General features: G+C 38.3%; 22 protein-coding genes. All 22 read left to right on the top strand.

The window, feature by feature from the left end; all coding sequences use genetic code 11:
• The first annotated feature begins 1 nt into the window (after window position 1).
• The 22 genes from RNZ47_RS15400 to RNZ47_RS15505 all read left to right on the top strand — a co-directional run bounded on the left by RNZ47_RS15400 (window position 2) and on the right by RNZ47_RS15505 (window position 26126).
• A complete protein-coding gene (locus RNZ47_RS15400) occupies window positions 2–1606 on the top strand; it encodes an FAD-linked oxidase (protein WP_311942399.1) in 1605 nt (534 codons plus the stop codon).
• Between the two features lie 10 nt (window positions 1607–1616).
• A complete protein-coding gene (locus tag RNZ47_RS15405; RefSeq protein ID WP_311942402.1) occupies window positions 1617–2258 on the top strand; it encodes a hypothetical protein in 642 nt (213 codons plus the stop codon).
• Window positions 2259–2280: 22 nt separating this feature from the next.
• Window positions 2281–3315 (top strand): hypothetical protein, encoded by a 1035-nt coding sequence (locus RNZ47_RS15410; RefSeq protein ID WP_311942405.1) that lies wholly within the window; start codon window positions 2281–2283, stop codon window positions 3313–3315.
• Window positions 3316–3336: 21 nt separating this feature from the next.
• A complete protein-coding gene (locus tag RNZ47_RS15415; RefSeq protein WP_311942408.1) occupies window positions 3337–3747 on the top strand; it encodes a hypothetical protein in 411 nt (136 codons plus the stop codon).
• A gap of 28 nt (window positions 3748–3775) precedes the next feature.
• Window positions 3776–4813: a patatin-like phospholipase family protein gene (locus tag RNZ47_RS15420; protein ID WP_311942413.1), complete on the top strand. Its 1038-nt coding sequence runs from the start codon at window positions 3776–3778 to the stop codon at window positions 4811–4813.
• 279 nt (window positions 4814–5092) lie between these two features.
• Window positions 5093–5674 (top strand): contractile injection system cap protein, encoded by a 582-nt coding sequence (locus tag RNZ47_RS15425; protein WP_311942417.1) that lies wholly within the window; start codon window positions 5093–5095, stop codon window positions 5672–5674.
• Window positions 5674–6498 (top strand): hypothetical protein, encoded by an 825-nt coding sequence (locus RNZ47_RS15430; protein ID WP_311942421.1) that lies wholly within the window; start codon window positions 5674–5676, stop codon window positions 6496–6498. Before RNZ47_RS15425 ends, RNZ47_RS15430 begins: the two co-directional genes overlap by 1 nt.
• Before the next feature lie 11 nt (window positions 6499–6509).
• Window positions 6510–7937, top strand: a complete 1428-nt coding sequence (locus tag RNZ47_RS15435; RefSeq protein ID WP_311942425.1) for a contractile injection system sheath protein — start codon at window positions 6510–6512, stop codon at window positions 7935–7937.
• 38 nt (window positions 7938–7975) lie between these two features.
• A complete protein-coding gene (locus RNZ47_RS15440; protein ID WP_311942429.1) occupies window positions 7976–8407 on the top strand; it encodes a phage tail protein in 432 nt (143 codons plus the stop codon).
• Between the two features lie 2 nt (window positions 8408–8409).
• Complete coding sequence (locus RNZ47_RS15445; RefSeq protein WP_311942433.1) at window positions 8410–8871, top strand: phage tail protein; 462 nt, start codon at window positions 8410–8412, stop codon at window positions 8869–8871.
• A 12-nt stretch (window positions 8872–8883) separates the two neighbouring features.
• Window positions 8884–9045: a DUF5908 family protein gene (locus tag RNZ47_RS15450; protein WP_311942437.1), complete on the top strand. Its 162-nt coding sequence runs from the start codon at window positions 8884–8886 to the stop codon at window positions 9043–9045.
• A 3-nt stretch (window positions 9046–9048) separates the two neighbouring features.
• Complete coding sequence (locus RNZ47_RS15455; RefSeq protein WP_311942441.1) at window positions 9049–9738, top strand: CIS tube protein; 690 nt, start codon at window positions 9049–9051, stop codon at window positions 9736–9738.
• A 3-nt stretch (window positions 9739–9741) separates the two neighbouring features.
• The gene (gene vgrG, locus RNZ47_RS15460; RefSeq protein ID WP_311942444.1) at window positions 9742–11487 is read left to right on the top strand and encodes a type VI secretion system tip protein VgrG; all 1746 of its coding nucleotides are present in this window, start codon (window positions 9742–9744) and stop codon (window positions 11485–11487) included.
• Window positions 11488–11549: 62 nt separating this feature from the next.
• Complete coding sequence (locus RNZ47_RS15465; RefSeq protein WP_311942447.1) at window positions 11550–11837, top strand: PAAR domain-containing contractile injection system baseplate protein; 288 nt, start codon at window positions 11550–11552, stop codon at window positions 11835–11837.
• 2 nt (window positions 11838–11839) lie between these two features.
• On the top strand, window positions 11840–12250 hold the full coding sequence (locus RNZ47_RS15470; RefSeq protein ID WP_311942450.1) for a gp25 family contractile injection system sheath assembly initiator: 411 nt from the start codon (window positions 11840–11842) through the stop codon (window positions 12248–12250).
• Window positions 12251–12265: 15 nt separating this feature from the next.
• Entirely contained in the window at window positions 12266–15643 is a 3378-nt protein-coding gene (locus RNZ47_RS15475) for a baseplate J/gp47 family protein (protein WP_311942453.1), read from the top strand.
• A gap of 12 nt (window positions 15644–15655) precedes the next feature.
• The gene (locus RNZ47_RS15480) at window positions 15656–18487 is read left to right on the top strand and encodes a contractile injection system baseplate wedge protein (RefSeq protein WP_311942455.1); all 2832 of its coding nucleotides are present in this window, start codon (window positions 15656–15658) and stop codon (window positions 18485–18487) included.
• Window positions 18488–18498: 11 nt separating this feature from the next.
• Window positions 18499–22452: a PKD domain-containing protein gene (locus RNZ47_RS15485; RefSeq protein ID WP_311942458.1), complete on the top strand. Its 3954-nt coding sequence runs from the start codon at window positions 18499–18501 to the stop codon at window positions 22450–22452.
• Window positions 22453–22458: 6 nt separating this feature from the next.
• Window positions 22459–23853 carry a contractile injection system tape measure protein gene (locus tag RNZ47_RS15490; protein WP_311942461.1) on the top strand — a complete coding sequence of 465 codons (1395 nt, stop codon included), beginning with the start codon at window positions 22459–22461 and terminating at the stop codon, window positions 23851–23853.
• 13 nt (window positions 23854–23866) lie between these two features.
• Window positions 23867–24961: an eCIS core domain-containing protein gene (locus RNZ47_RS15495; RefSeq protein ID WP_311942464.1), complete on the top strand. Its 1095-nt coding sequence runs from the start codon at window positions 23867–23869 to the stop codon at window positions 24959–24961.
• A 31-nt stretch (window positions 24962–24992) separates the two neighbouring features.
• A complete protein-coding gene (locus tag RNZ47_RS15500) occupies window positions 24993–25670 on the top strand; it encodes a hypothetical protein (RefSeq protein ID WP_311942467.1) in 678 nt (225 codons plus the stop codon).
• A gap of 6 nt (window positions 25671–25676) precedes the next feature.
• Complete coding sequence (locus RNZ47_RS15505; RefSeq protein WP_311942470.1) at window positions 25677–26126, top strand: hypothetical protein; 450 nt, start codon at window positions 25677–25679, stop codon at window positions 26124–26126.
• Window positions 26127–26129 lie beyond the last annotated feature (3 nt).

Below are 26129 nucleotides of genomic sequence, written 5' to 3' on the forward strand. Positions count from 1 at the left end.
TATGGCAACCACAAGAACACATGCATTAAAAGAATGGGATACGCTGCACAACAATGGCCCGTTTCCGTTAAAAACGCTTTATGTAACCGAGTTGGAAGGCGATGGAAACATACCCGATAAAATAGATCGTTATAACGATGCCGCCACAGAAATTCAAAGACTTATAAAAGAAACGAACACAGACAACCAAGGGTTTCGAGCTTATGGGTCGGCCTGGTCCATGAACCATATTGCACATCATAAAGACCGAATGCACTACAATGGGTTTATGAATATTCATGTGCCAATGGTTGCAGAGCATCTTCACACAAACACCCGTTTTGATGCCTCAAACTTATTTTTATTTGAGTGCGGAACGATTATTAAACGGGTATCCGAAGTGCTTTCGACTCATGGTAAATCATTAAAAACTACGGGTGCCAGTAATGGGCAAACCATTGCGGGCTGTATTTCTACGGGTGTTCACGGTTCGGCATTACAGGTTGGCGCCGTACAGGATTATGTGGTGGGGCTTAATTTGATTATTGGTCCTAACGAAAACGACATCGTTTATTTAGAGCGCCACACAGACCCCGCATTAAACGATAATTTTGCGAAAAGAATAAGTAAAAGAATCATCCGTAACGATAAACTGTTTAACGCCGCATTAGTAGGTTTAGGGTCGTTTGGGTTTATTCATGGTATTGTGATGGAGGCAGAGCCCCGATTTTTGTTAAAGCGTTACGTTAAAAGAATAAATAAAAATATGGCACTTCAATTAGCCGATACCTTAGACTTTAAAAATTCATCATTTAAAATCCCCGAAGAAACCGATGCCCAAGGCTTTGGTCTTACACCTTATCATTACAAAGTATTTATCAATCAATATAGCAACGAACAAAATTATGTGGTAGAATTAATGTATAAGAAGCCTTATAAAGCTGATTATAAAGATCCATTTCCCATCATCAAACAATCCTTGTATCGCGATTTAATTCACTTATTTACCAAAATGGCCGAACATTTCCCCAAAAGTATTCCTTGGTTGGTAAAACGATTGCGAAAAACCATATTACCAAAAGTAGATGAAGAATTAACGGGAACACTTCCAGAAATTTTTTGGGATGCGCCATACCAAGGGCCAGCCTATGCCTGTTCGGTTGGGGTAGACCATAAAAATTCATCAAAGGCTTTAAAACTGCTTGCCGATTTAACAAACAACGAAGGGCCTATTCCCGGGATATTCGCCATGCGCTTTGTAAAACAAACAAAGGCAACTTTGGGTTTTACAAAATTCCCCGTAACCTGTATGCTGGAAATTGATGGCGTGCTTTGGAATAAAACCAGAAAAATTATGAGCCTCACAGAATTTTCCAGACGCATTATTGAGGTTTTAAAAGAAAACGACATTCCGTTTACCATACATTGGGGAAAAAATAGCGATTGGGCGTTTCCGGGTTTGGTAAACCACATGTTCGATGCCGATAAAATTAATGAATGGAAAGCGTGCAGAAGTGCATTGTTGAGTGACGATATGGCGGAATTATTCTCAAATGAATTTTTAAAAACCATTGGGTTGGCCGATAAAGAATTACCCATAAATGAGGATTTAATAGCATCATTATAAAACAAAAACCATGGAAGCCAAACCAAATTTTCCGTTCAAAACATTAATCTGGGCCGTATTTGCTGTATTGGCCATTTTAATGTTCAGAACCGAACTGAGACAACTTATTACCAATACGGAAGAATTCAGCCTTTTTGGTGTGGAATTAAAGGCGAGTGAAGAAAAAGCAAATAAACTGAATGATTCCATTCAGAATTTTGAGACTACAATTGCCGAATTATCAACCCAATTAATCAGCCAACAAAATAAAATCAACGATTTGGATAACCTTAAAGCGCAATTGCAAAAAGATTTAGAGAATTGTCCGGATGCTCAAGCAGCTTCAATGAAATTTAATGCGCAGGTTACCAAAATATTTAATACCAATAAAGATTTAAAATATAAATCGGATAAATTGATAAATACAAAAATCTTAAAAGGCATAAGCTATAGTGTCAAGCTGATTGTGCCCTCAAATATGGTAAACGCTGATGTTTTTGTAGATGGAAAGCAAGCGAATATTGTAAGCAAATCGGGAATTTTTATAACCGTTAGCGTCGTTAAGAAAAATAGCAGTCACCGTTTTGAGTTAAAAGATGGAACCAAACGCTGTGTTACCAACCAGTTGATTACAAAAAACGAAACAGAGTTACCAATGGTTTGTAATTCTTAAATCTGATTTAAAAGTTTGAATAATGAAATTAAAACCCATGAGAAATAATGTTAACATGTTCATTAAAAGCTTAGGCCTTATACTAATTGTGGCAACCCAGTTGGTTGTTACGGTACAAGCTCAAAATTCAAAAACTAACGTGTACGTATGGGATTTTAAAACCGGCGACGAAACCATTGAAAAATATGCCGAAAAATTCACAGACGACTTTGAAACCGAACTTATTAAGTTGGATAAATACACCGTATTGCAACGTCGGAATCACAATTTGGTTTTGGCCCACCGAAACATGGAAAACGCTATTTCCAACGTTAAAAATTTGCCCACCGAAACAGTTGACAAATTAAAAACCATAAAAGCGGAAATGGTGGTTTTTGGCGAATTAATGGAAGATACGGATAGCGGCATTTACGAAGTCACGGTGTTTTTCCAAAATTTAGGCAACGGCGAAATTCCGAAAAAAGAAAGTGTCATCATTCAAAAAGCTTTGATAAAAAGCAATACGCACCGAAAGGATTATATGAAAAATTTAATAGGAAAACTTCATGCAAAAGAAATTATAGAAGCGAAAAACAAACAGTTCGGTTTTATTTCAAAAAAAATGGACACTTATATGATTAGGGTTAAGGATGTTCAAACAGCGTTTGATGATACTATCGTTAATGCTTTAGATTATGAAGAATACTTTAAAGATTTAGAAAACACGATAAAAGCGTACAACAGCATTTTTTCTGATTTAAATGATAATGGTGAAAAATACCTTTTGGATTTTGAATCGGTTTTCGGAAAAGCCTATGGAAAGGATTTTGAATCAGTTTATAAAGGCATTATAGACAATATTCATAAAAAACACATCCTTAAACTAAATGACATCAGAAAAAAAATATGGGATTATCAAAAAAAACAGAACAACAAAAAAGAACGTGAAAGGATAAAGAAAGACATAATAAGAGATTCAAAAAATTCAACCATAGGATTAAATACGGCAATTGATAATGTTGAAAACGACATGGACAAGCTTTTTTCTAAAATAAAAGAAGACTTGAGAGAATCATAAAATTAACTAAAACGCACAAACATGGAAACGCTTAATGTAATTAAAAAATCAATCGTAATTACCTTTGCAAGTATTATTTTGGCTTGTGGTGCAGAAACCCTAGCAGCTATTGTTTTTATTCCAGCCTTTACCGCAGGATGGCCAGTTGTTGGAGTTCCTGATTACACTATTAATTTGCAGAGCGATGATGAAGGCTTAGAATCGGGCGTTATTTTTGGCGATGAATCAAATCACCCAACAGATGCCGATAAACAATTCAATACATTGGATGGCAGTTTTAATGGACTTAATATCGAATTTACCATTAATAGACCAAATGATGTGAAAATGAAATATACTGGTAAAATGATACCTATTAGCGATGAGAACCATACCATAATACGAATGGAATTAAATTCATCTGAAGGTGCATTGGTTTTGGGTTCCGAATAAAAAGCACTGCTTTAACCACTAATTATATATGAAAAAAATACGTATTCTATCTATAGATGGCGGCGGTATAAGAGGCATTGTTCCCGGTATTATCCTATCTTATATTGAAACCCAATTAAAGGAAAAAACAGGCGACCCCAAGGCATCGGTTGGTGCGTATTTCGATTTTATTGCTGGAACAAGCACTGGAGGCATTTTATCTTTACTATATGTGTGCCCCGATAAAAATGGAAATTTTAAATACGGGGCCAAAGACGCTCTTGGTATTTATTTGGATTTAGGAGATGACATTTTTGAGTTGTCCTTAATGAAACAAATACAAAGTGTAGGAGGTATTACTGATGAAAAATATTCAGAAGTGGAGCTCGAACATGCTTTGGATTTGTTTCTAGGAAACACAACCCTAGGTAAAGCATTGCGACCTTGCCTGATAACAAGCTACGATATTGGCAACCGAAAAAGCTTTTTCTTTTCAAGTATTAATGCCAAAGATGAGGTCTGCGATTTTTTAATGCGCGATGTTGGAAGGGCAACTTCGGCAGCTCCAACTTTTTTTGAGGCGGCAAGAATTAAATCGGTTTTTGGTGGCCCTTACGCACTTGTTGACGGTGGCGTGTTTGCCAATAATCCCTCGTTGTGCGCTTATGCAGAGGCCAGAACCATTAATTTTTCTGAAGTATTGAACAACCCTGAAAAGCCCGATAAACCAAGCGCTAAGAACATGCTAATTGTGTCCATTGGGACGGGCTCAGTAAAACGGCCCTATACATACGACGAGTTTAAAGATGCAGGCATGGTAAAATGGATTAGGCCGCTAATTGATATTATGATGAGCGGCAATGCCGAAACGGTAGATTACCAATTAAAAAAAATATTTGAAACCTTGCCCAAAAAGCACTGTCAGGATTATTATCGCATTCAACCAAAATTGATAAATTCCAATCCGGAAATGGATAAAGCCGATAAAGAAAACATCATAGCACTGCAAGAAGATGGTTTTTTAGCCGTAGCCGATAATAAAATACTGCTCGACGAGATTGTTGATAAGCTTATTGCTAATGAGTAGCCTTTACTCATAAAATTTTTCGTTCAATACAATAGTCATTTGAGACTTGAATATATTGGTGATTTAGCCATGAAAACTGAAAAATAATAGGTTGATAAAAATCATTCCTTTATAATATCTTTTTATTCGTATTAAATACACAATTCCCTCTCCACTTATAGCATAACAACCCCATAAATCCCTAAAAATGGGGATTGATAAACTTACTTTTAATAAATACCTTTCAAGGAGTGAAAAAAATGCTTTGTTCCAGCGTATTCGCATGTAAAATCTAACGCAATGATTTTTGAAGTACTACAAATTATAACTGAAGATGTTAATAATTTTTTTGGAGACAGTCCCGTGTCGCTCGATAATATTGCGTCGGTAGCTTCAGAGCAAGGCGATAATACGGGAGCTTCATCAGATATCATTTTATCCCTACTTAATTTACAGGAAGAAGCTACGCTTAAAAACAAACCCAATTACGCGGTTGAAGGCACGCGGATTTCCTATAAAAACAACATTGTAAACCTTAATCTCTATGTCCTTTTCAGTGCCACTAACGATAAATATGATGAGGCTCTAAAAAACCTATCGAAGATTATTGAGTTTTTTCAAGGAAAAAAGGTGTTCACCCAAGGCAATACCGTTTATAATAGAGATGATGTGTCGATGAGTAAAATCACCAATTTTAGGTTTGTGGTCGATTTGTTTACCCCAACTTTTGAGGAGCTCAATTTTGTTTGGGGCACATTGGGCGGCAAGCAAATACCGTCCGTAATGTACAAAGTGAGTCTGGTTGAAATAGAACGAGAAGCCATTTTGGGCAAAGGCGGTTTAATAAGTCAGGTAAATGGCGATTTAACACACAAAAACTAATGGCATTTAGTACCACATATAAACCGTTGTTTGAAGTGGAGTTACTGCATGATTATTTTTTGAATGATGGCACTACGGCTTTTTCAACATTAAGTGATGCCGACAAAAAAAAGCGCCTGAAATTAATCGATATTTCAGAGTTTATTGAGATTGTCCCGTCTCAAGGCACCCTTGATAAAATGGCTGGTCACAAGATCGTTTTTAAAAAACATAAAAGCGGATTGTCGGCCTATTGTAAACTGGTGAACGCATCGCAAAACACACCATTTATACCGATACCGAGCGACTTTAAATTAACTTTTATAATTAGGGTTGCCGACTCGTTTTTTGGCAACTATACCGAACTTACTGTTGGCGGTACTAATATTTTCTTTTTTGGAAACACAAAACCAAGTACCGAAGGAGCAGGTTTCGAGTACATCGCTAAAAGCACCGATAGCACTCATGTAACAGATGCTTACCAATTATCTGCCGCAGGGACAACGGCACTATTGGAAAAATTAAAAGACCAAAATAAAATAGGGGTTTTCGGGATTATTGAGTTAACCATGACCGGTGATAACAGCGATTTAAGCATCTTAACCACACTTGGCGATTTAAGAAGCCAATTGCCCACATTTAAAATTCATTTTAAAAACAGAGAGACGTTTTGGCGTTACAAACGCGTTTCAGACGATTCGGAAATTTTCACAACGGCTACGACAAATCCATTGACCAAATACGGTTTTATTGAGGTGAATCATGCCGGTGATAAATTTCCGAATCCAAGCGCCAATCATCTCATTCCAGATAATAATAACTTTTTTTCAGAAATATACATTTAAATTAAGAAACCATGGCAAAAACGTACAGAACACCAGGAGTTTACGTCGAGGAAATTTCAATATTTCCTCCGTCGGTAGCTCAAGTAGAGACCGCAATACCTGCATTTATTGGCTACACAGAAAAAGCAGATAAAGATACCAATAGCTTAGTGCTAAAACCCACAAGAATAACGTCGCTTCTGGAGTACGAAACGTACTTTGGCAAAGCGTTAAACGAAGCCAATATAACCGTAACTATTGACGATGAAATTGATAGCACCGGACCAACACTGCTCAATCGCAGAATAAGTGTCGCCGAAGGTGCTACCCAACCGTATTTAATGCACTACGCCATGCGTATGTATTTTGATAATGGCGGTGGCCCATGTTATATAACCTCTGTAGGAGATTATACGGCAAGCATTAGCTTAACCGATTTAACCAATGGGCTTAATGCCGTTAAAGCATTCGACGAGCCCACGTTATTTGTTTTTCCAGATGCCATTAATCTTGGTACGGCTGCGAACTATTATACCTTAATTAATAGGGCCATGACCCAATGTGTCGATTTAGGTGATCGCTTTACCATTATAGATATGTATGGAAACGATAGTGCTAATTTAAGAAGCAGCAATACCTTGGGTAGCGGCACCGACCTTTTAAAGTACGGCGCTTCGTACCATCCCTTCCTTAAAACGGTATATAATTTTGTTTTTGATGGAGCCGATGTTACCATATCGCATAACACGGTTGATGAAACTGCAACTGCCGGAACGGGACAATTTGATGGCGGCAATTTAAGCGATTTGGAAGATAGCACTTCGGCGTCTTTTGATTTGGTAGCCTTCAATCAAATTAAGTTGGAAATCAACAAAAAAACAGTCACTTTACCACCAAGTTGCGCTATGGCCGGTATTTACGCTAAAGTAGACAGCAATCGCGGTGTTTGGAAAGCACCCGCAAATGTTTCGGTAAGTTCCTGTTTAGAGCCCACCATAAAAATCACACACGAGCAACAAGAAGGTTTGAATATTGATACCTCGGGCAAATCCATTAATGCCATCCGCACCTTTGCAGGAAAAGGCGTTATTGTTTGGGGCGCGAGAACACTAGCAGGTAACGACAACGAATGGCGATACGTACCCGTAAGACGCTTTTTTAACATGGTTGAAGAATCTGTAAAAAAAGCCACCGAGCAATTTGTTTTCGAGCCAAACGATGCCAATACATGGATTAAGGTACGGGCAATGATCGAGAATTTTTTAACCCTACAATGGCGCGCGGGTGCTTTGGCCGGTGCAAAACCCGAGCAGGCTTTTTACGTTCGTGTTGCTTTGGGTGAAACCATGACGGCACTCGATATTTTGGAAGGCCGCATGAATGTTGAAATAGGAATGGCCGTTGTGCGTCCAGCAGAATTCATCATTCTTAAGTTCTCTCATAAAATGCAAGAAGCATAATTTTTAATACATCATAATAATTTAAAAAATACAAAATCATGGCAGATTATCCGTTAGCAAAGTTTCATTTCTCAGTAGATTGGGGAGGAACAAAAATAGGTTTCACCGAAGTTTCAGGACTGGATGTAGAAACAGAAGTCATCGAATATAGAGAAGGCTCAAGTCCTGAATACAGTAAAATAAAAATGCCCGGGATGCAGAAATTTTCAAATATTACTTTAAAACGAGGTACGTTTAATAGTGATAACGAATATTTTGACTGGTGGAACACCGTAAAATTAAATACCATTGAAAGACGAGACATCACCATCAATCTTCTAAATGAAGAGCACGAACCAGTGGTTACATGGAAAGTAAAAAATGCATGGCCTACAAAAGTACAATCCACAGACCTAAAAGCCGATGGCAATGAAACCGCTATAGAATCGGTAGAAGTTGTGCACGAAGGCTTGGTTATCCAAAATGATTAAATATGGGATTGTTACCGCCTATTACGAGCTTTCATTTTTCGGTGATTTTTCTCGATTTACAGCCTAATATCGAAATTGGTTTCCAATCCGTTAGCGGACTTTCGGGTACTATTGAAACAGAAACGGTTGCCGAAGGTGGAGAAAACCGATTTAAGCATCAGCTTCCAACCGGCATTACGTTTCCTAATTTGGTGCTAAAACGAAGTTTGCAAATAAGTTCAAGCGTTACGACTTGGTGCGAAGATGCTATCGAAAAATTCATCTTTAAACCCATCGATCTGTTGGTTATTCTTCATAACGAGCAACACTTGCCGTTGTATTCATGGAAAGTTGTACATGCCATTCCGGTGAGTTGGTCGGTGTCCGATTTTAACGCGGAGAACAGCGAATTGGCCATTGAAAGTTTAGAGCTTAAATACCAATATTATCAGTCCATTTCAGCAAACGACGTTATACCATTTTAAGTTTTCAAAATTATGCCCATTGAAATTAAAGAATTACATGTTAAGATTAATGTCGATAACGATGTCGATAAAAAGTCAAATACCAGAGCGAATCCAAACGGTAATAAAGAACAAATCGTTGCAGAATGTGTGGATCAGGTTATGCAAATCATATCAAATTTTAAAGAACGATAAACCATGTTTTCTACAGGCGAACTTACAAAATTGAAAATCATTGCTTATAGCGACGACACGTTTGAAAACGAGGTTAGCGATGGCGAATTTACCACGCTAATCAATCCGGAAAAATACGCCTTTAATTATAAAATTGAACAAAACGAAGACCAAGCACAGGGCACCAGCGCAACTGCGCCAAGGTTTAACAAAATTCTGCCAGAGCATCTCGATATTAATTTTGTTTTCGACCGCACGGGTGCTATAAAAACCTCCGAAGCCTCAGAAGATGGTGTTATTGAGGACATCGAGCAATTTAAAAAAGTGGTGTTCGATTATAATGGCGAGCAGCACAAACCCAATTATTTAAAAATTGCGTGGGGCACGTTGCTTTTTAAAGGAAGCTTAACCGAAATGAGTATTGAATACAAGCTCTTTAATCCGGATGGCACACCAATTAGAGCTATGGCCAATGTTAAGTTTCAGGGTACGGCCGAAGAAGATTTACGATTGGCAAAAGAAAACAACCAATCGCCGGATTTAACACATCTAAGGACTGTAAAGGACGGCGACACCTTGCCGTTGATGTCCTACAGGATATATGGCGATTCCAAATACTATTTGGAAGTAGCAAAAGCTAACGGTATTACCAATTTTAGGCAATTAACCATTGGGCAGCAACTTGTTTTTCCGCCGATACAGAAAACCTCGTAAATTATGAACAACAGCAGAACCATACAAACCTCAAAAAGTCCCGACCTTATCACGTTTAAAGTGCTTGTTGAGGGCGAGGAGCTTTCAAAAAAGTATCAGGTTAAACACATTCTGGTCAATAAAGAAGTGAACAGAATTGCGTCTGCAACAATAACCTTGATTGATGGTGATGCGGCAAAACAAGACTTCGAATTAAGTAATGAAGATTTGTTGATTCCAGGAAAAAAAATAGAGATTACTGCGGGGTATCATTCTGATGAAGAAACCATTTTCAAAGGTCTGGTCATAAAACATAATTTAAAAATCAGAGCCAATTCCTCGTTGCTCATAATTGAATGTAAAGACGAAGCCGTTAAACTAACCATTGGTAGAAAAAGCAAATATTATTACGAGAATACAGATAGCGATATTTTCGAAACCATTATAGATACGTATGGTTTGGAAAAGGATGTAGAAACCACCAACCAAACACATAAAGAACTTGTACAATACCATACTTCCGATTGGGATTTTATGGTGTCGCGAGCACAAGCCAACGGTAAATTGTGTTTTACTGATGATGGTAAAATAACGATTATGAAACCCAAGGTGGATGACGAAGAGATTGAAACCATTAGCTTCGGGGCAACTTTATTGGATTTTGATGCCGAAATCGATGCCAGAAGCCAAGTAAAAAAAGTGTCGAGTTATGGTTGGAATCCTTCCGATCAGGAAATCATTGAAATTGAAGCCAACGATCCAAACATTCAACTTAATGGCAACCTGTCGTCGTCAGATTTGGCATCTATTATAGATTTAGACAATTTAGAATTAAGGCACGGTGGCGAGGTAAGCGATGTTGAGTTGCAAGATTGGGCAGATGCCAAAATGCTGTTTCAACAACTGGCAAAGGTTCGGGGCAAAGTAAAATTTCAAGGTATTCCTGCCGTAAAACCAGGAACCTTGTTAAAGCTTGAAGGTGTGGGCGACCGTTTTAACGGAAAAGTATATGTAACGGCCGTAAGGCATCAAATTGCAGAAGGCAATTGGACTGTCGATGCGCAATTTGGATTAAACCCAGAGTGGTTTTCCGAAACTTTTGACATCAGTCCGCAACCCGCATCGGGCATTATTTCAGCAATCAACGGACTGCAAGTGGGCATCGTTTCCCAATTGCAGGACGACCCCAATGGCGAAGATCGCATTTTAGTACAATTGCCCATAATCAATAACGAAGAACAGGGCATTTGGTGTAGAGTATCCTCGTTAGATGCGGGTGATTCCAGGGGGGCATTTTTCAGACCCGAAATAAGCGATGAAGTGATTGTGGGTTTTATAAACGACGATCCTAACGATGCCATTGTTTTAGGCATGCTTCACAGTAGCGCGAAACCAGCGCCCATTGTAGCATCGGATGATAATCACGAAAAAGGATTTGTATCGCGCAGCGACATGAAAATTATGTTTAACGACGATATAAAATCAATCACCATTGAAACTCCGGCAGGTAAAAAAATTACCATGGATGAAGACGCGGGAAGCATTATTATTGAAGATGATAACTCCAATATACTCACTATGGATTCCAGCGGTATTGCCATGGAAAGTGCTGGGGATATTCAAATAAAAGCGAGTGGCGATGTTAATATAGAAGGTAGCAATGTTAGTGCCAAAGCGAACATTCAATTTAAGGCAGAAGGCTCTGCGGGTGTTGAAATGTCGTCTAGCGCAACAGCCGTTTTAAAAGGCTCATTGGTGCAAATTAATTGATGCCTCAAACCTATAAATAAAAGACATAGAAAATATAGAATAACAATAAACAATAAAAATATATGCCAGCAGCAGCAAGAATAGGAGATATGCACACTTGCCCTATGGTAACGGGGACAGTGCCACATGTTGGCGGTCCCATTTTACCAGCGGGCGCACCCACTGTACTTATTGGTGGTATGCCCGCAGCACGGGTTGGCGATATGGCAGTTTGCGTTGGCCCACCGGATACCATTATTGCGGGGTCTGCAACGGTACTTATTGGTGGTATGCCGGCCGCACGCATGGGAGATTCTACCGCGCATGGCGGTGTAATAGTATTGGGCTTACCCACGGTTTTAATAGGATAATTATGGATAATAATAAATCATTTTTAGGGACAGGTTGGAGTTTTCCTCCAGAATTTGACAAGGCTAAAAAAACAGTGGTCATGACTTCGGACGAGATAGATATTAAAAAAAGCCTCGAAATTCTATTGGCTACAAGATTGGGCGAACGCATCATGCAACCCACTTATGGCTGCAACCTCGAAGAATTGATGTTTAAACCTTTAAATACCACCTTAAAAACATTTGTTGTCGATTTGATTAAGACCGCTATCCTGTACCACGAACCTCGAATTGATGTTGAAAAAATAGATATCGATCCCACCAACGAATTACAGGGCGAACTGCTAATTGTAATAGATTATCGCGTAAGAGCCACAAATTCCAGAGCCAATTTGGTGTATCCGTTTTACAAAGCCGAAGGTACTGAAACCTAAAACCCAAAATAACCTATGAGTAAAGATTGCAACCATAACAACATCCTTTTAAAGCGAAACGGAACCAGCCAGAGCCAAAGGCATATTAATGCGCTCAGTCCGGACTCCGCAAAGCTTCACGATCTCAGCATCGAGGATTGGATGGCGTTTGCTCATGCGTTTGCAGAACACGTTAATTATTTTGATACCGAAACCCATACCACGGATGGAAATTGGCAGCGATTCTTTGTTGAGAAAGAGGCTATTCAAAATCTTTTGCTCGACACCGAAACGAACAAAGATTTAAATCCGCATCTCACATTATTCGTTTGCTTTTTAAGACTGATTGAATTAAGCCAAGACCGATTAAATAACCTCTCTAAACGGCATTTGGATTTTTATTATAAAGAAGTCCTTAAACTCAGTAATAAAGAGGCTGTGCCCGATAAAGTACACCTGCTTTTTGAATTGGCTAAAAATGCTTCGGATGTTAGGGTTAAAGAAGGCATTGCAACCGATGCCGGAAAAGACGCCAATGGTAACAAAAGAATTTATAAAACACAAAACGAACTCATTGTTAACAGCGCTAAAGTAACCGCGTTAAAAAACGTATTACATAAAAAAGGTACGGGTGTAAAATATTCCGAAATCGCCAATTCCTTTGATGGATTGGGAGGCGATTTTCCGGACGATAATATAAAATGGTGGCCATTCGGTCATCCTAATTTTAAAGATTCAGAGGGTATTCCCAACCTCCCCAATGCAAAACTGGGTTTTGCCATGGCATCGCCCATATTGCTTTTAAAAGAAGGTATTCGAACCATTACCTTCAGCATAACTTTCGGTTCTAAATTGCCATCAACGCCATCAAATAAAATACCGGATAATGTTTTTGATGTGTTGCTAAGCGGTGAAAAAGAATGGATTTCGGCTCAAATAAACACGGTTACTTCTTCCGTAGTAAACAATACATTAAAATTGGTTGTTGAAATTCCGGAAGCAACCGATCCCATTGTGCCTTATGATAAAACCGTTCTGCTGGAAAATTTTACTTCCACAAACCCCATAGCGCGTTTTTTATTTAAAACCGGCGATGATGATTTGGGCTATAATTTTTATGAGTTTTTAAGTGGTGCCATTGTAACATCAATTAAAATAGATGTGGACGTTAAAAACATGCAGGATGTTCTGCTTGAAAACGATTTGGGCCGATTGGATGTATCCAAACCTTTTTTTCCGTTTGGGCCGCAACCCGTAAGGGATTCCAAATTTTATATTGGCTGTCAGGAAGCATTGAACAAGCCGTGGACAGAGGTTAAGGTAAACCTACAATGGAAGGACACTCCGTTTTACGAAAACGCTTCTGAAAACGACCATTTTAGAGAGCATTATTTGGCGTATCGAAAAAGTCATCTACAAAATCTATCAAAGGATAGTTACAAGCTTGATACCAATCCGCCAGAAGATCCTGTTGATGATAGCGACTTAATTGTCCCGGATTCAAACGTTTTTAAAATTGATTTAGAAGTGCTTGCGGATAAGAATTGGGAGCCAAAGATAACTGGAGGCGCATTATTTAACCAAAACGAAATCGGCAGCTACAGTTCTAATTTTACAATTTCGAATACACAGAATGCCAGTACAAGTTCTAGGGTTCCAAAAACTTCTTCAAAGTCAAAAAAAACAAGTGGAGGCAGTTTTATGGAACGTATTGCTGGATTCAACAAATTGCGAAACAATACTATTTATAACGATGTTTTAAAGGTTTACAACAATTCATTTTTCGATTTTAGGGATGCCATTTCCGAAGGTGTATCAGGACTTTTTGATAACCCGATCCAACAGGAAAATTTTTCTTCAAATGCCAAAAAAGGATTTATTAGAATATCGTTATTGCAATCTTTTCTGCACGATTTCTTTCCTAGGATTTACGCCGTGGCGCTGTCTAAAGATAGTGAAACAGCGTTAATTCCCAACGAACCCTACACGCCATTGGCTGAAAACATGAGCGTTGATTACAAGGCATCGGTTACCAAAACTTTTAATTTGTCAGCATCTTCCGATAGCTTAAAACAAAACCTGACCAATTATTTAGATGAGTCTTTGGAGCTGTTCCACGAGCATCCGTTTGGGCAGTCCGAACAGCATACGTATTTAAAAACCAAACACGAGTTTTTAAGCACGAAAGTACAATGCACATTAGTGCCAAAATGCGAAAAAGGCGAATTGTTTATAGGCCTTGAAAACGCAAAACAGCTTCAACAAATATCGTTTTTAATACAGGTTTTAGAAGGTAGTGAAAACCCCGAATACGAAGGCGATCAAACCTATCAAGGCAATGAAAAGTTAGCCTGGTACATTTTAAGTGAAGACGAATGGAAACCGCTAAACAATGATTTTATCGTTTTTAACAACACCGATAATTTCCTGAAATCCGGTATCGTAAAAGTAGCGGTTCCAAAAGAGGCCACGAGTAACAATAACAGGATTCCGGGAGATTTATTTTGGTTAAAAGTCACCAATATAAAAGCTTTTGATGCGGTTTGCCAAATGGTAAACATCCATACCCAGGCCGAAATCGCAGAGTTTTACAATAATGGCAACGAACTTTCGCATCTCGAAAACGGCTTGCCCGAAAAAACCATTTCGAAATTAGTTGAACGAATAGCCACTTTAAAAGGCGTAACACAGCCTTACAGTTCGTTTGGTGGTGTGCCAAAAGAAACCGACGCCCAGTTTTATCGGCGTGTTAGCGAACGTTTGCGCCACAAACAAAGAGCCATAACCATATGGGATTACGAGCAATTGATCCTTCAGCAATTTCCGAAAATTTATAAGGTGAATTGCTTAAAACACACCTTTGGCGACTCTGAGTTGGCACCCGGATTTGTAACCGTAATCGTGGTTCCCAACATCATCAACCAGAATATTTTTGATGTTTATAAACCGCGAATAAGTAAGGCAAAGCGTAACGAAATACAAGATTTTATCAATGCCATTAACACTTTGCATGTTGATGCATTGGTTGAAAATCCCATGTACCAAGAAGTTAAAATCGCATTGAAAGTAAAATTTTATGAAGGAAAAGATGAAAATTTTTATAAAAAACAACTGCAAAAAGATATTTCGAAATTCTTGGCACCATGGGCTTACGAGGAAACTGCCGAAATCAATTTTGGTTTAACCCTGCACGAAAGCGTGGTGATTTATTACATCGAACAATTGGATTATGTCGATTATATAAAAGATTTCGAATTGCTTGAAGAAACCAATAAAACCGACAACAAGGGCGAGGTGATATTCAGCCCAGTGCGTGCCGTAGTGCCGGCTAACCAAAAGGTGATTTTAACCTCTGTGAAATATGAAAAACATCGTGTTGAAACTATAAGTACAAACGAATGTGTAACGACCTAAAGTATTGATTGAATGAACGAATCTGTTACCATACCAAAGCAAGTAAATACCAATAACGATTTGGATTTTGGCTTTCTGCGAGAACTTGGACTTAAACACCTCGAAAGTTTAGGAAGCAAAATTTGGACCGATTACAACACCCATGACCCTGGAATTACCATCATGGAAATGCTCTGTTATGCCATTACCGATCTGTCTCAACGTATCGATATGCCCATTGAAAACCTGTTGGCATCAGAAACCGATAATTTTAAAAAGATGCATCAGCAGTTTTTGTCGGCTGTAAATATTTTGCCATCAAAACCCGTGTCGGCGTTGGATTATCGCAAGCTATTCGTTCATATAAAAGAAGTGAAAAACGCTTGGATTGTTAAGCACGAACAACAGGTTTATTTGAATTGCGAAAACCATCAGATGGCTTACAACGCTTTTAAGGTTGAAGATGAAAATCAGAAAAACTTCGCTTTAAAAGGCTTAAACGATATTTATATCGATTTTGAAGATGAGGTTGAAGACAAGGAAGCGGTATTCAAAAAAGTAAAAAAACTGTACCATAAAAACAGAAATCTTTGTGAAGATTTAGTAAACGTTTGTGAAATACCCGAGCAACACATATCGGTTTGCGCGTATTTGGATATTAGTCCGGATGCTGACGAGGAGCGTATTCAAGCCTTGATAATTAAGGCGATTGGACATTACTTGGCACCATCCGTTTCGTTTTATTCACTCAAACAAATGTATGATAAAGGTTATACAACCGATCAAATATTTGAAGGGCCCGTACCTTTTGAAAAAGGCTGTATCGAGCCCGAGGATTTTCAAGGTGGATTTATTGATACCGAAGAACTTCGCAATGCGTCTTTGCGACAAGACATTCGGCTTTCGGATATCATCCAAATCATTATGGGTATTGCGGGGGTTGTAACCATTAAAGATATCTCCATAAAAACCTGCGACGATGACGAAGCCAATAAAGATGCTTGGATAATCTGTGTGAAAGAGAACCACAAACCCGTGTTATGTTGGGATGAAGAAGATGAGGACTGTAAGGATTGCGGTAACAGTATTTTTAATTTCAGTAAAGGGTTTTTGCCCATTGGCGTCAACAAAAAACGGGTAAAAATCATTCTCGAAACGTTAAATAATGAGGAACAGAAACAACTCGAAAATATTAAAACGGAAGATGTCGTTTTTCCGTTGGGTGAATATTCAAGTGCCGATGCCTATACGAGCATCCAAAAGGATTTTCCGGAAACCTACGGCATTTCTCCAAATGGTTTGCAAGCCAATGCCGATAAACAGCGCAAAGCCAAAGCGAAACAACTAAAAGCATATTTGTTGTTTTTCGACCAAATTTTGGCCAATTATTTTGCGCATCTTTCAAAAGTAAAAGATTTATTGGCGGTTGATGAGAGCCTAAAAGCACTGTACGGCGTTAATGCGATTTCAGAACTTTCAGAGGCCAACAAGCAAACCTATTTCTCGCAAACGGTTACCGATATTCCTGAAATTGACGAATTGGTTGACTCAGTAAATTACAACGCTAATTTGGTTAATATCTTCAACAATTTAAAAAATGATACGACCAATTCCGCCGAAAACACATTTTACGAACGCCGAAACCAATTATTGGATCATTTAATCGCCCGATTTGCCGAACGGTTTAGCGACTATGCCTTTATTATGAAAATGATTTATGGCGATGCCAATGCGAAATACGAAATTTTAAAGGCAAAAACCAGGTTTGTTGAAGATTACAAAACCATAAGTTGCGAGCGCGGTATCGGTTTTAATTACTGCAATCCCGAGGTTTGGGATACCGAAAATGTCTCAGGCGTGCAAAAGCGAATCGCTAGACTTATTGGGGTTTCAGATTATAGTCGCAGAAATCTTTTGGGCGATGCCATTGAAATTTATGATGAAAAAGATAAAACAGAAGACAACCTCACCGAATACCGATGGCGGATAAAAAATGGAGACGATATTCTGCTCTCGTCAAGCAAGCATTACCACAGACTTACCGAAGCTTTAAAAGAACTCTTTTTGGCTTTTGAGCTTGCAAAAAGCACCGAACATTATGAGTTGAAAAAAACCAAAACAGGCCGGACGTATTTTAATATCATCAATCCCAAAATAACAGATAAGCAAAGTGAAGATTACATTGTCGCCCGCCGCATAGCCTATACGGCAACCCAAGAAAAGTCTGAACAAAAGCGCGACGAAATTATCGCCTATTTAAAAGATTTAAGCGCTTACGAAGAAGGCATGTATTTGGTAGAACACGTATTGTTACGGCCAGATACTTACAATGCCACCAACGCCGATAAAAAACGAAGAACACCAAAAACCGAAATTCCGGATGCGCCAGCAGAAACCTTTATGCCCTCATGTTTGGACGGCGATTGCGAGAGCTGCGGACCAACAGATCCGTATTCGTTTAGGGTTTCGGTCATATTACCGGGTTGGACCACGCGATTTTCAAACAAGGATTTTAGAAATTATGCAGAAAAAATAATTCGCGAAGAAATACCAGCGCACGTATTGGCGCGTATCTGTTGGATTGGTCATGTAAAAGGCGTAAAACCAGACGCTGAAAACGACATGCTTCAAATGCAACTTAAATACCGCTTGTTTTTGGAGCAGTTACAAATTAAATGCGCAAACCATCCTTTGAGTAAAGCAGAAATCACAAATTATAGAGCTGTTTTAAGCGATTTTATTCCAACGTTAAATGGTATTCACACGATTTATGATTCTGGAAATCTACACGATTGCGATAACGACGCTACCGAAACAAAAGGTAATAAAATAATATTAGGAAGAACAAATATTGGCAACCTCTAAATAACAATATCATGGCAACAACAAAATTAGATAAAGAGATAAAAGACCCAGCATACAGAAGATTTGTACCCGACCAAGTGCTAACGGCATCGCAGCTTAACGATGTAATCGATCATTTTGAATGTCAGGACCGTTTTACGCGTATTTGCCTTAGCGGTGTTGGTATTGTTTGCGGATTGAACGTGAGTTACACAAAAAACACATCGATTAAAGTTAGCAAAGGTTGTGCGGTAACCACCGATGGCGATTTGGTGCCGTTTCCCGGGGCCACTTTCACGCACGCCAAAATATTTGATGATGTCGAGGCTAAATACGGTCATTTTAATGGTGTTAATTTAATGGAGTTGTTTACAAAAGCGGCAGATGAAAGTAATGCAAAACCCTTAAACACTATCGCCAATTTAGAGGATATGGTTGTGGTGCTGTATTTGGAATATTTCTGTAAAGAAGAAACCCCGTGCACATCAACCGATTGTGACACCCAAGGTGAAGGGCAAACCGCAAAAGTAAGGGTGCTTTTAATTGAAAAAGAAGATGCCAAACGCATTAGCAACAAAGACAACGACCCCATTTTTGATGCGCATAATAACACAAAAAAGCTTGTTGATTTGCCAAATGTCCATCTTAAAAAGGTAGTTTTAAAAAACACGTATATAACACGGAATCGGGTGCAGGTTATAGAGCAAAACTCCAATACGGCCAGTTATTTCAGGCTAAAGGATAGCTACCGAAAAGCCATGCAAGACACTGCAGTTATTGCCAATCTTAAAAGCGGCATCGATAAACTGTTTACCGATTTTAAGGTGCTTTTGGATACCGATTCGGTGGGTACCAAAGCCAGTATCATCAACACAAAAATAACGTCGCTTTTTAAATTATCGTCCAGAAATTTGCCTTTGGATATTCAATACCGTTACGATTTGCTTAAGGATTTGATTGATACTTACAACGAAATAAAATGCCTTCTTTTTGATTTAAGAGTGGTTTGCTGTCCGGAAATTAGCTCGTTTCCAAAGCATGTTTTATTGGGCGAATTGGAGCCGGTTGAAGCGTATGTTCAATGCCGACACAAATTTTATCCGTCGCCAATAATTCCGCACGGCAAGGAAAAATTCGAAAAAATAAGAACCCTGATTTTAAGGATTCATTTTATGCTGAATGAATACAACATCCCGAGTTCTTCAGCAACAATAAAAGTAACACCATCAAAAAAACCATCGGACGAACTCGGTAAAAGAGCACTTCCGTATTATTACAAAACATCGTTGAATCTGATTAAAAATTGGGATTACGATAAAACCAAAAAACATAAGTCTGATGAAAATCTAGGTTATCAATCCGCTAATTTATCAGAAAGCGATGCCATTCAAAACCCTTTAGATTACGACCTCGATGACTATGATTTTTACAGAATTGAAGGTCATTTAGGTAAAGATTACCGCGATGCCATAAAAGATTTGGATACTTTAAAAACCGAAAAAGGATTGGCTTTTGATGTTAAGGTGCTAAGCATCGACGAAACTATTGAAAACATCAATCCAAACGATTACGAGTGCGAATTTGAAGATATTAATGCCGTGTTAAAAGCGTGGCGCGCTGAGCAAAATTGCTTAAATGCCGGGGTTTCCAAATTCTTTTCGGGCTTTAGTTTAAAGCAACAAGGCGAACATAAATTTTACAAACTCTCCAAGCAAAGTAGGGTAGTTTCGAGAGATTCGGCATCAACCGATGCAGCTTCATCAGGTCGTACTGCAACCGGAACTGTTTCCAATATTTCAACGGCATCCATTAAACCAACTTTCTCAGGGTCTACACGCTCTTTTTTGGCCTCAGGCACAGGGTTTACTGGATTTGGAGCCATTGATACCAAAGCTATTCTTGGTAGTTTTAAAGCCTTTCCCGGATTGAAACTTTATAATTTGGATACCGTAGTTTTGGATAATTTGGAAAAAGACGAGGATGTTTTGGGGAGTATTGTTGATAAGGCGATGCGCGAAAAACCAGAAGGTTCGGCTGAGGATATTGTAAATCTGGTTAAAACCAAAATTGATGAAGACGAAACTATCGCCACTTGGGATGCAGATATTAAAAAAGTGAATTTGCACCACGCCGCAGAAATATTGGCTTCTACTAAAATAGCGTCTCGTTTTATCCCGAACGACATTACCGAAATCGATCCCGATAGAGTTGATAAATACAACACCACCATTAAAGACCTTTGTGCCCGAGTAGAGCGGTTTAAGAAAAACATGACCTCGCTGTTGTATAAACCCGAAACCACATATAGAAGGTTTGGACACGAGCAACAGTACGCGTTGCTGCTCAACCAATTGTCGGTTAATTGCTGTTCGGCCGCGAAAATGAAATCGCTTTTAGCCGAAATTGAAATCCGTAAAAAGAAAATCTTGGAGCAAAAACTGCTTTCAAAATTCGTTGAAAAACATACGGGATTAGAGCACAAAGCGGGCGTAAAACCGGGAGGTACTTTTGTTATGGTTTACAAAGGGGGCATACCAAAAAGAAGTCCTGCTTTTCCTTTTAATCCGTCGTTTGGCAATGTGCTAAGCGATGCCGTGATAAACCCCAATATTGGTGCCATAAGAAACCCTGCTATAAATATATTACCGATTAGAAATCTTGGAAATCCAGTTATAAAAGACAGCCTAACCAGAAATTTCGATTTTACAAATATTAACCCGAGAATAACCGATAGATTGGATTTAGGTAACCTTATAAACCCCAATATTCTGGATACTTTATCGGATAGATTTATTTTACCGCCCATTTCCAATATCTCTGAAAATACGGTCGTGGCAGATTTTACGCTGCCGTATATCTGTTGTTCAGATTGTTCCCCGGTGGCTTTTATCGTTCCAAAAACACCAATTTCATTGAGGTTGCCGGTAGATTTTGTCTGCTTAGGCGAGGACACCGAAAAAATTGCCTTCGAGGTATCGCCATCTGATGGCATTGTTACTGCCGATGTGGCTTCGGGCCTTAATGGCGGCGTTATACAAGAAGATGGCAAGTATTTGTTTGATGCCAGTGCCGTTAGCGAATCGTTACACGGTACCGAAATTAAATTTAAGGTTAACGACCAATTTACTGATGCTCGGATTACGGTATTTAAAAAACCAAACTTCGATTTTGTTGCTTCTGAGCCCGTGTTCTTTAAAGAGAACACCATTGCCAGGGTAAACTTTAATGTGAAAGACGATGAATTGCCAGATAATGTAATATTCGAATGGAATTTTGGCGATGATTCCCTGCCAGATAATATCAATGAAGAAAACCCTAAACACGTTTATCAATTAAATCTTGGAGATGATGGCAACCAAACATTTAAGGTTACATTAAGAGTAACCAACGGCCGATGCAGTCACACCGTAGAACACGATGTGACCATTGCACCTGAGATTTTTGAATTGAATATTGCCAATGAAATATGCTTAACAGGTGGTGAAAATAGCGATACCCAAATACCGTTTGAAATTTCACCGGAAGATGCCACTGTAAAATTGGCAAAACCTGTTGAAAGGGTGACCATAAAAGAAAACAATCTCATTTTCCAGACTGGTTTTAAGGCATTTAACAGACCTATTAGATTTACGGTTAACGGACAAGCTGTTAGCGCCGAATGTATAGCGCGAATTAATCCCCAAGCACGAATTATTTTGCCTCCAGCTGAAAAACTGGTAATTAATGCGGCTTCAGATAGAATTGATGTGCCTTTTAGAATGCACAATGTAAACGAGTTTAGTGAAGATACACAAGCTTATGAATGGACTTTTGGCGATGGCGGAACAAGCACACTTAAAAACCCAAGACATGTTTATCGAGCGCCCAGAAATGCCGAAAACGGACAGGTTTTATCATTCGATGTTGGCCTGAAAATAAGCAGCAAAGCTTGTGGCTCCAAGACCTTTAAAACAACGGTAAAAATCCGTGTGCGACGCTTAATTTAATTTAAAATGAAGGAAGCAACACATATTATTAACAAGGTTTTTCTTGAGGTCAATACCAACTCAAGCAAAAAGGCCTTTGCCCTAAAGGATAATCTTGGGGTGTTTTTAAGGCATCAATTGTTTCCTATGATTGAACGTTATTTTGAAACTAAAAACACCGTTTTATCTGGTTCGACATTGCGATTCAATAAAATTGAAATTGAAATAAATCAAACGGATGTTGAAAATTTAAACAGTCTTAAAAACAACATTTTCAATTCATTCAAAGAAAAGATTGATTCCGAAATTAAAAACGCATCAAATTACACCGAGGACCAAAATAAATTGTTGATACTATCTAAAAACAAGAGTAAACAAGATGCTTTTATATATTTTCTGCAAACAGGAGAAAAACCTTGGTGGCAAATAAACACATCGACCTTGTTTGACGAAGTTGGTATAAAAAGCATCATTAGTGACGAAGGGTTTTCTGCAAGATTCATAAAAGCTTTAGCCCATCAAAAAGCAAGACAACGACTCGTAAACCAGTTTAACGACAGCATTTTAACACTGCTTTTAGCTACGCCCAATTCTAAAAAAACAACAGCTAACCGCAAGATATTTAGTGTCTTACAGAGTGACAAGCAATTACGACATACCTTTTGGATGGCAATCATGAAGGCTTACCGATATAAAGATACCAGTGAGGTTAAAATTATGGTAAAACAACTAACAGTATTTAAAACCATCAATTTAAAGCAGATTGAAGCGCTAGAAAACTTTGCGAGTGGCTTGGTAAATAAGCCTTTAAATAAGAAAAAAGAAATTGAGCCTTCAAAGGAAAAAGACCTGTTTTTAAAAACAAATATAACCGAAGAAAAAGAGGCCAACGAACAAGAAAAAGAAGTAGCTACAACAACTGAAAAAAGCCTATACATAAACAACGCTGGATTGTTGCTTATGCATCCTTTTTTAAAACAGCTTTTTATTAATGCAAAATTGGCAGATTCTAAAGGCAACTTGATAGATTCGAAAAAAGAAAAGGCCATTCATTTGCTGCATTATCTGAGTACCAAACAAGAGCAACAGTTAGAAAGCGAACTAGTATTGGAGAAATTTTTATGCAGATATCCTATAAACCAAACAATGCAACGTTTTATAGCATTGCCACAAGATTTAAAACTCATGGCAGAAGAGGTGTTGCAATCTGCCGTAACACATTGGAAAGCACTAAAAAACACATCGCCAGATGGTTTACGAACTGGGTTTTTACAGCGCGAAGGCAAATTAATAGTTGAAAATAAAAACTGCAAAATTATTGTGGAGCGTAAAGCACAAGATATTCTTTTGGATAAAATTCCGTGGAATATCCACCTTATAAAATTGCCTTGGCTTGAACATTTAATATTTGTAGAATGGTAATAACTAACGACTTATGAAAATTTTTAGACGTTATAAAGAACGAGCAACCGACACACCACATACACCGTTTATTCAGCCCAAATTGAATATTGGCAAACCGGGTGATAAATATGAAGTTGAAGCAGATGCTATGGCCGATAAAGTGGTAAATAACAAAAATACGGGAGACACCATTCAAAAAGCTGAAGGCACAGAAGAAGAGTTGCAGAAAAAACCATTGGCGGCATCAATTTCGCCTTTGGTACAAAAGCAATCCGAGGCGACTGATGAAGAAAACGTACAAACCAAATGTGCTGACTGCGAACAGGAAGAAAAGGTGCAACGCGTGGAGGAAGAGGAAGAAAGTTTACAAATGAAAACTGAATCATCCAACAGCGCCCCAACAAATATTGAATCCTCTTTAAAAAGCTCGAAAGGAAGCGGACAAAGGCTTTCACAACCAATCAAACAATCAATGGAAACCGGTTTTGGCGCCGATTTCAGTCATGTAAATATCCACACGGACAATCATGCCGTTCAAATGAGCAAACAAATTAATGCGCAGGCCTTTACCCATGGCAACGATATTTATTTTAATAACGGGAAGTACAACCCATCATCACGGTCAGGTAAACATTTATTAGCTCACGAGCTAACGCACACCATTCAGCAAAAATGCATGGTTCAGAAAAAAATACAAAAACTTTCTTACGGAAGTGGCAGTGCGCCACATAGCGATTACAGTGTGGTTCCTAACAAAGAAAAGGGTAGAATTGACAGGGCCATGGGCATAGTGAAAAAAATTGCTGATAATCCAAAAGGTTTTCCTGTGTGCCACAATTTTTTTAAAGATAATACCCCGAGCGGTACTTCAAAAACGCTTAAAGAAGTTTATGACAGAATGAATGTTTGGTTCGATAAAGACAACGCCGTTTACGGTTCGAGTATAGTTCCAAACGATTTGGCTTACACCTCCGAAACATGGCGTTGGGGCAGATGGTCTCTTGCGGGTATGTTTATCCACGAAATGATGCATCTCGCTGGACAGGATAACGAAGCCACCAACGATTTGGCTACTAAAAAATGTCGACTTCCGGATATTCAAGAATTTAAGGATAAAAGAAAATAAATCAGAAATATGGGTTATTAATAAAAAAGCCATGGAAAAACTATTTGAAAACTTATTTATATACGAAATCGTTCTGCTGTTTTTAGGCGTCTTTCTGTTTATGATTTTATGCGGATCGTTGGTCTATTCCATAGCCAAAAAGCAAGATATCAAGAAGTTTTTGTATTTTTTTATTATTCCAATCATAATGATAGCATATCCCAGTATTCAAGAAATTCAAATTGAAAAGGATAAGCTGGCCATTGTAAAGTATCAGGATAAAGTTAAAAACGATCCCGATGACGAGGATGCAAAAGAAAAACTTGCAAAAGTCACTGATAAATTAGAAAAAAGAGCGTCAACTCCTGCGGATTTGGCGGTAATCAGTAAATCGTATCTCCTTCTTGAAAAACCCGAAAAAGCTATTTCATTTGCTGATAAAGCGATTTCCGCCGATACAAAAACATTGGATATTAAACCGCCAGCAGATAAAACGCCTCAAACCGATTTAGATAGAAATTATGCCGTTGAAAATAGAGTTGAGGAATTGAAAGGCATCAAAGAATTGGCCGATATTCAAAAAGACATAAAATCAGATTCTACGGTTTTAAAAGATAGCTTACTGCTTAAAGCGCGAATTCAGAATGTTAAAACAACCAACCCTAAAATTCAGCAATATTTCAACAAAAAATATGTACAAAGAAAATTATCAACTATTAACAAAAATTAATTCATTATGAAAACACTCAAAAAAACTTTTATCGCCTTTATGGCAGTAACCCTGGTAAGTTGCACAAGTCTTTACGATCATTTTACTTATACCGAAACCATTAAAACCAAACTGGACGCCATTAGTCTTATCGATAAAAGCGATGCGCCCTATAGCGATTCGGAGGTACAGATAACAGACCTAAAAAACCAAATGAAAAAAATGGTTATTTACGAAAAAGGCAAAGATAAAAACCAACTTACCACAAAAATGTGGGAGCTTATAAGTAGCGATAAACATTTAATGGGAAGCTATCTCAAGCTTTGGGAAGAAAAAGGGTCGCTCAATACCGCATTTAAAGAACAAGCAAAACCCCAAATTGAAGAAGCTTTTAATTTGATGATTTTCTATGAAGAAAAGAAAGACAAACAAAGCCAGAACGCGTTAACTCAATTTATCAACCAATTTAATTTGTAATAT

This window comes from Hwangdonia seohaensis, assembly GCF_031932625.1.
Classification (GTDB): Bacteria; Bacteroidota; Bacteroidia; order Flavobacteriales; family Flavobacteriaceae; genus Hwangdonia; species Hwangdonia seohaensis.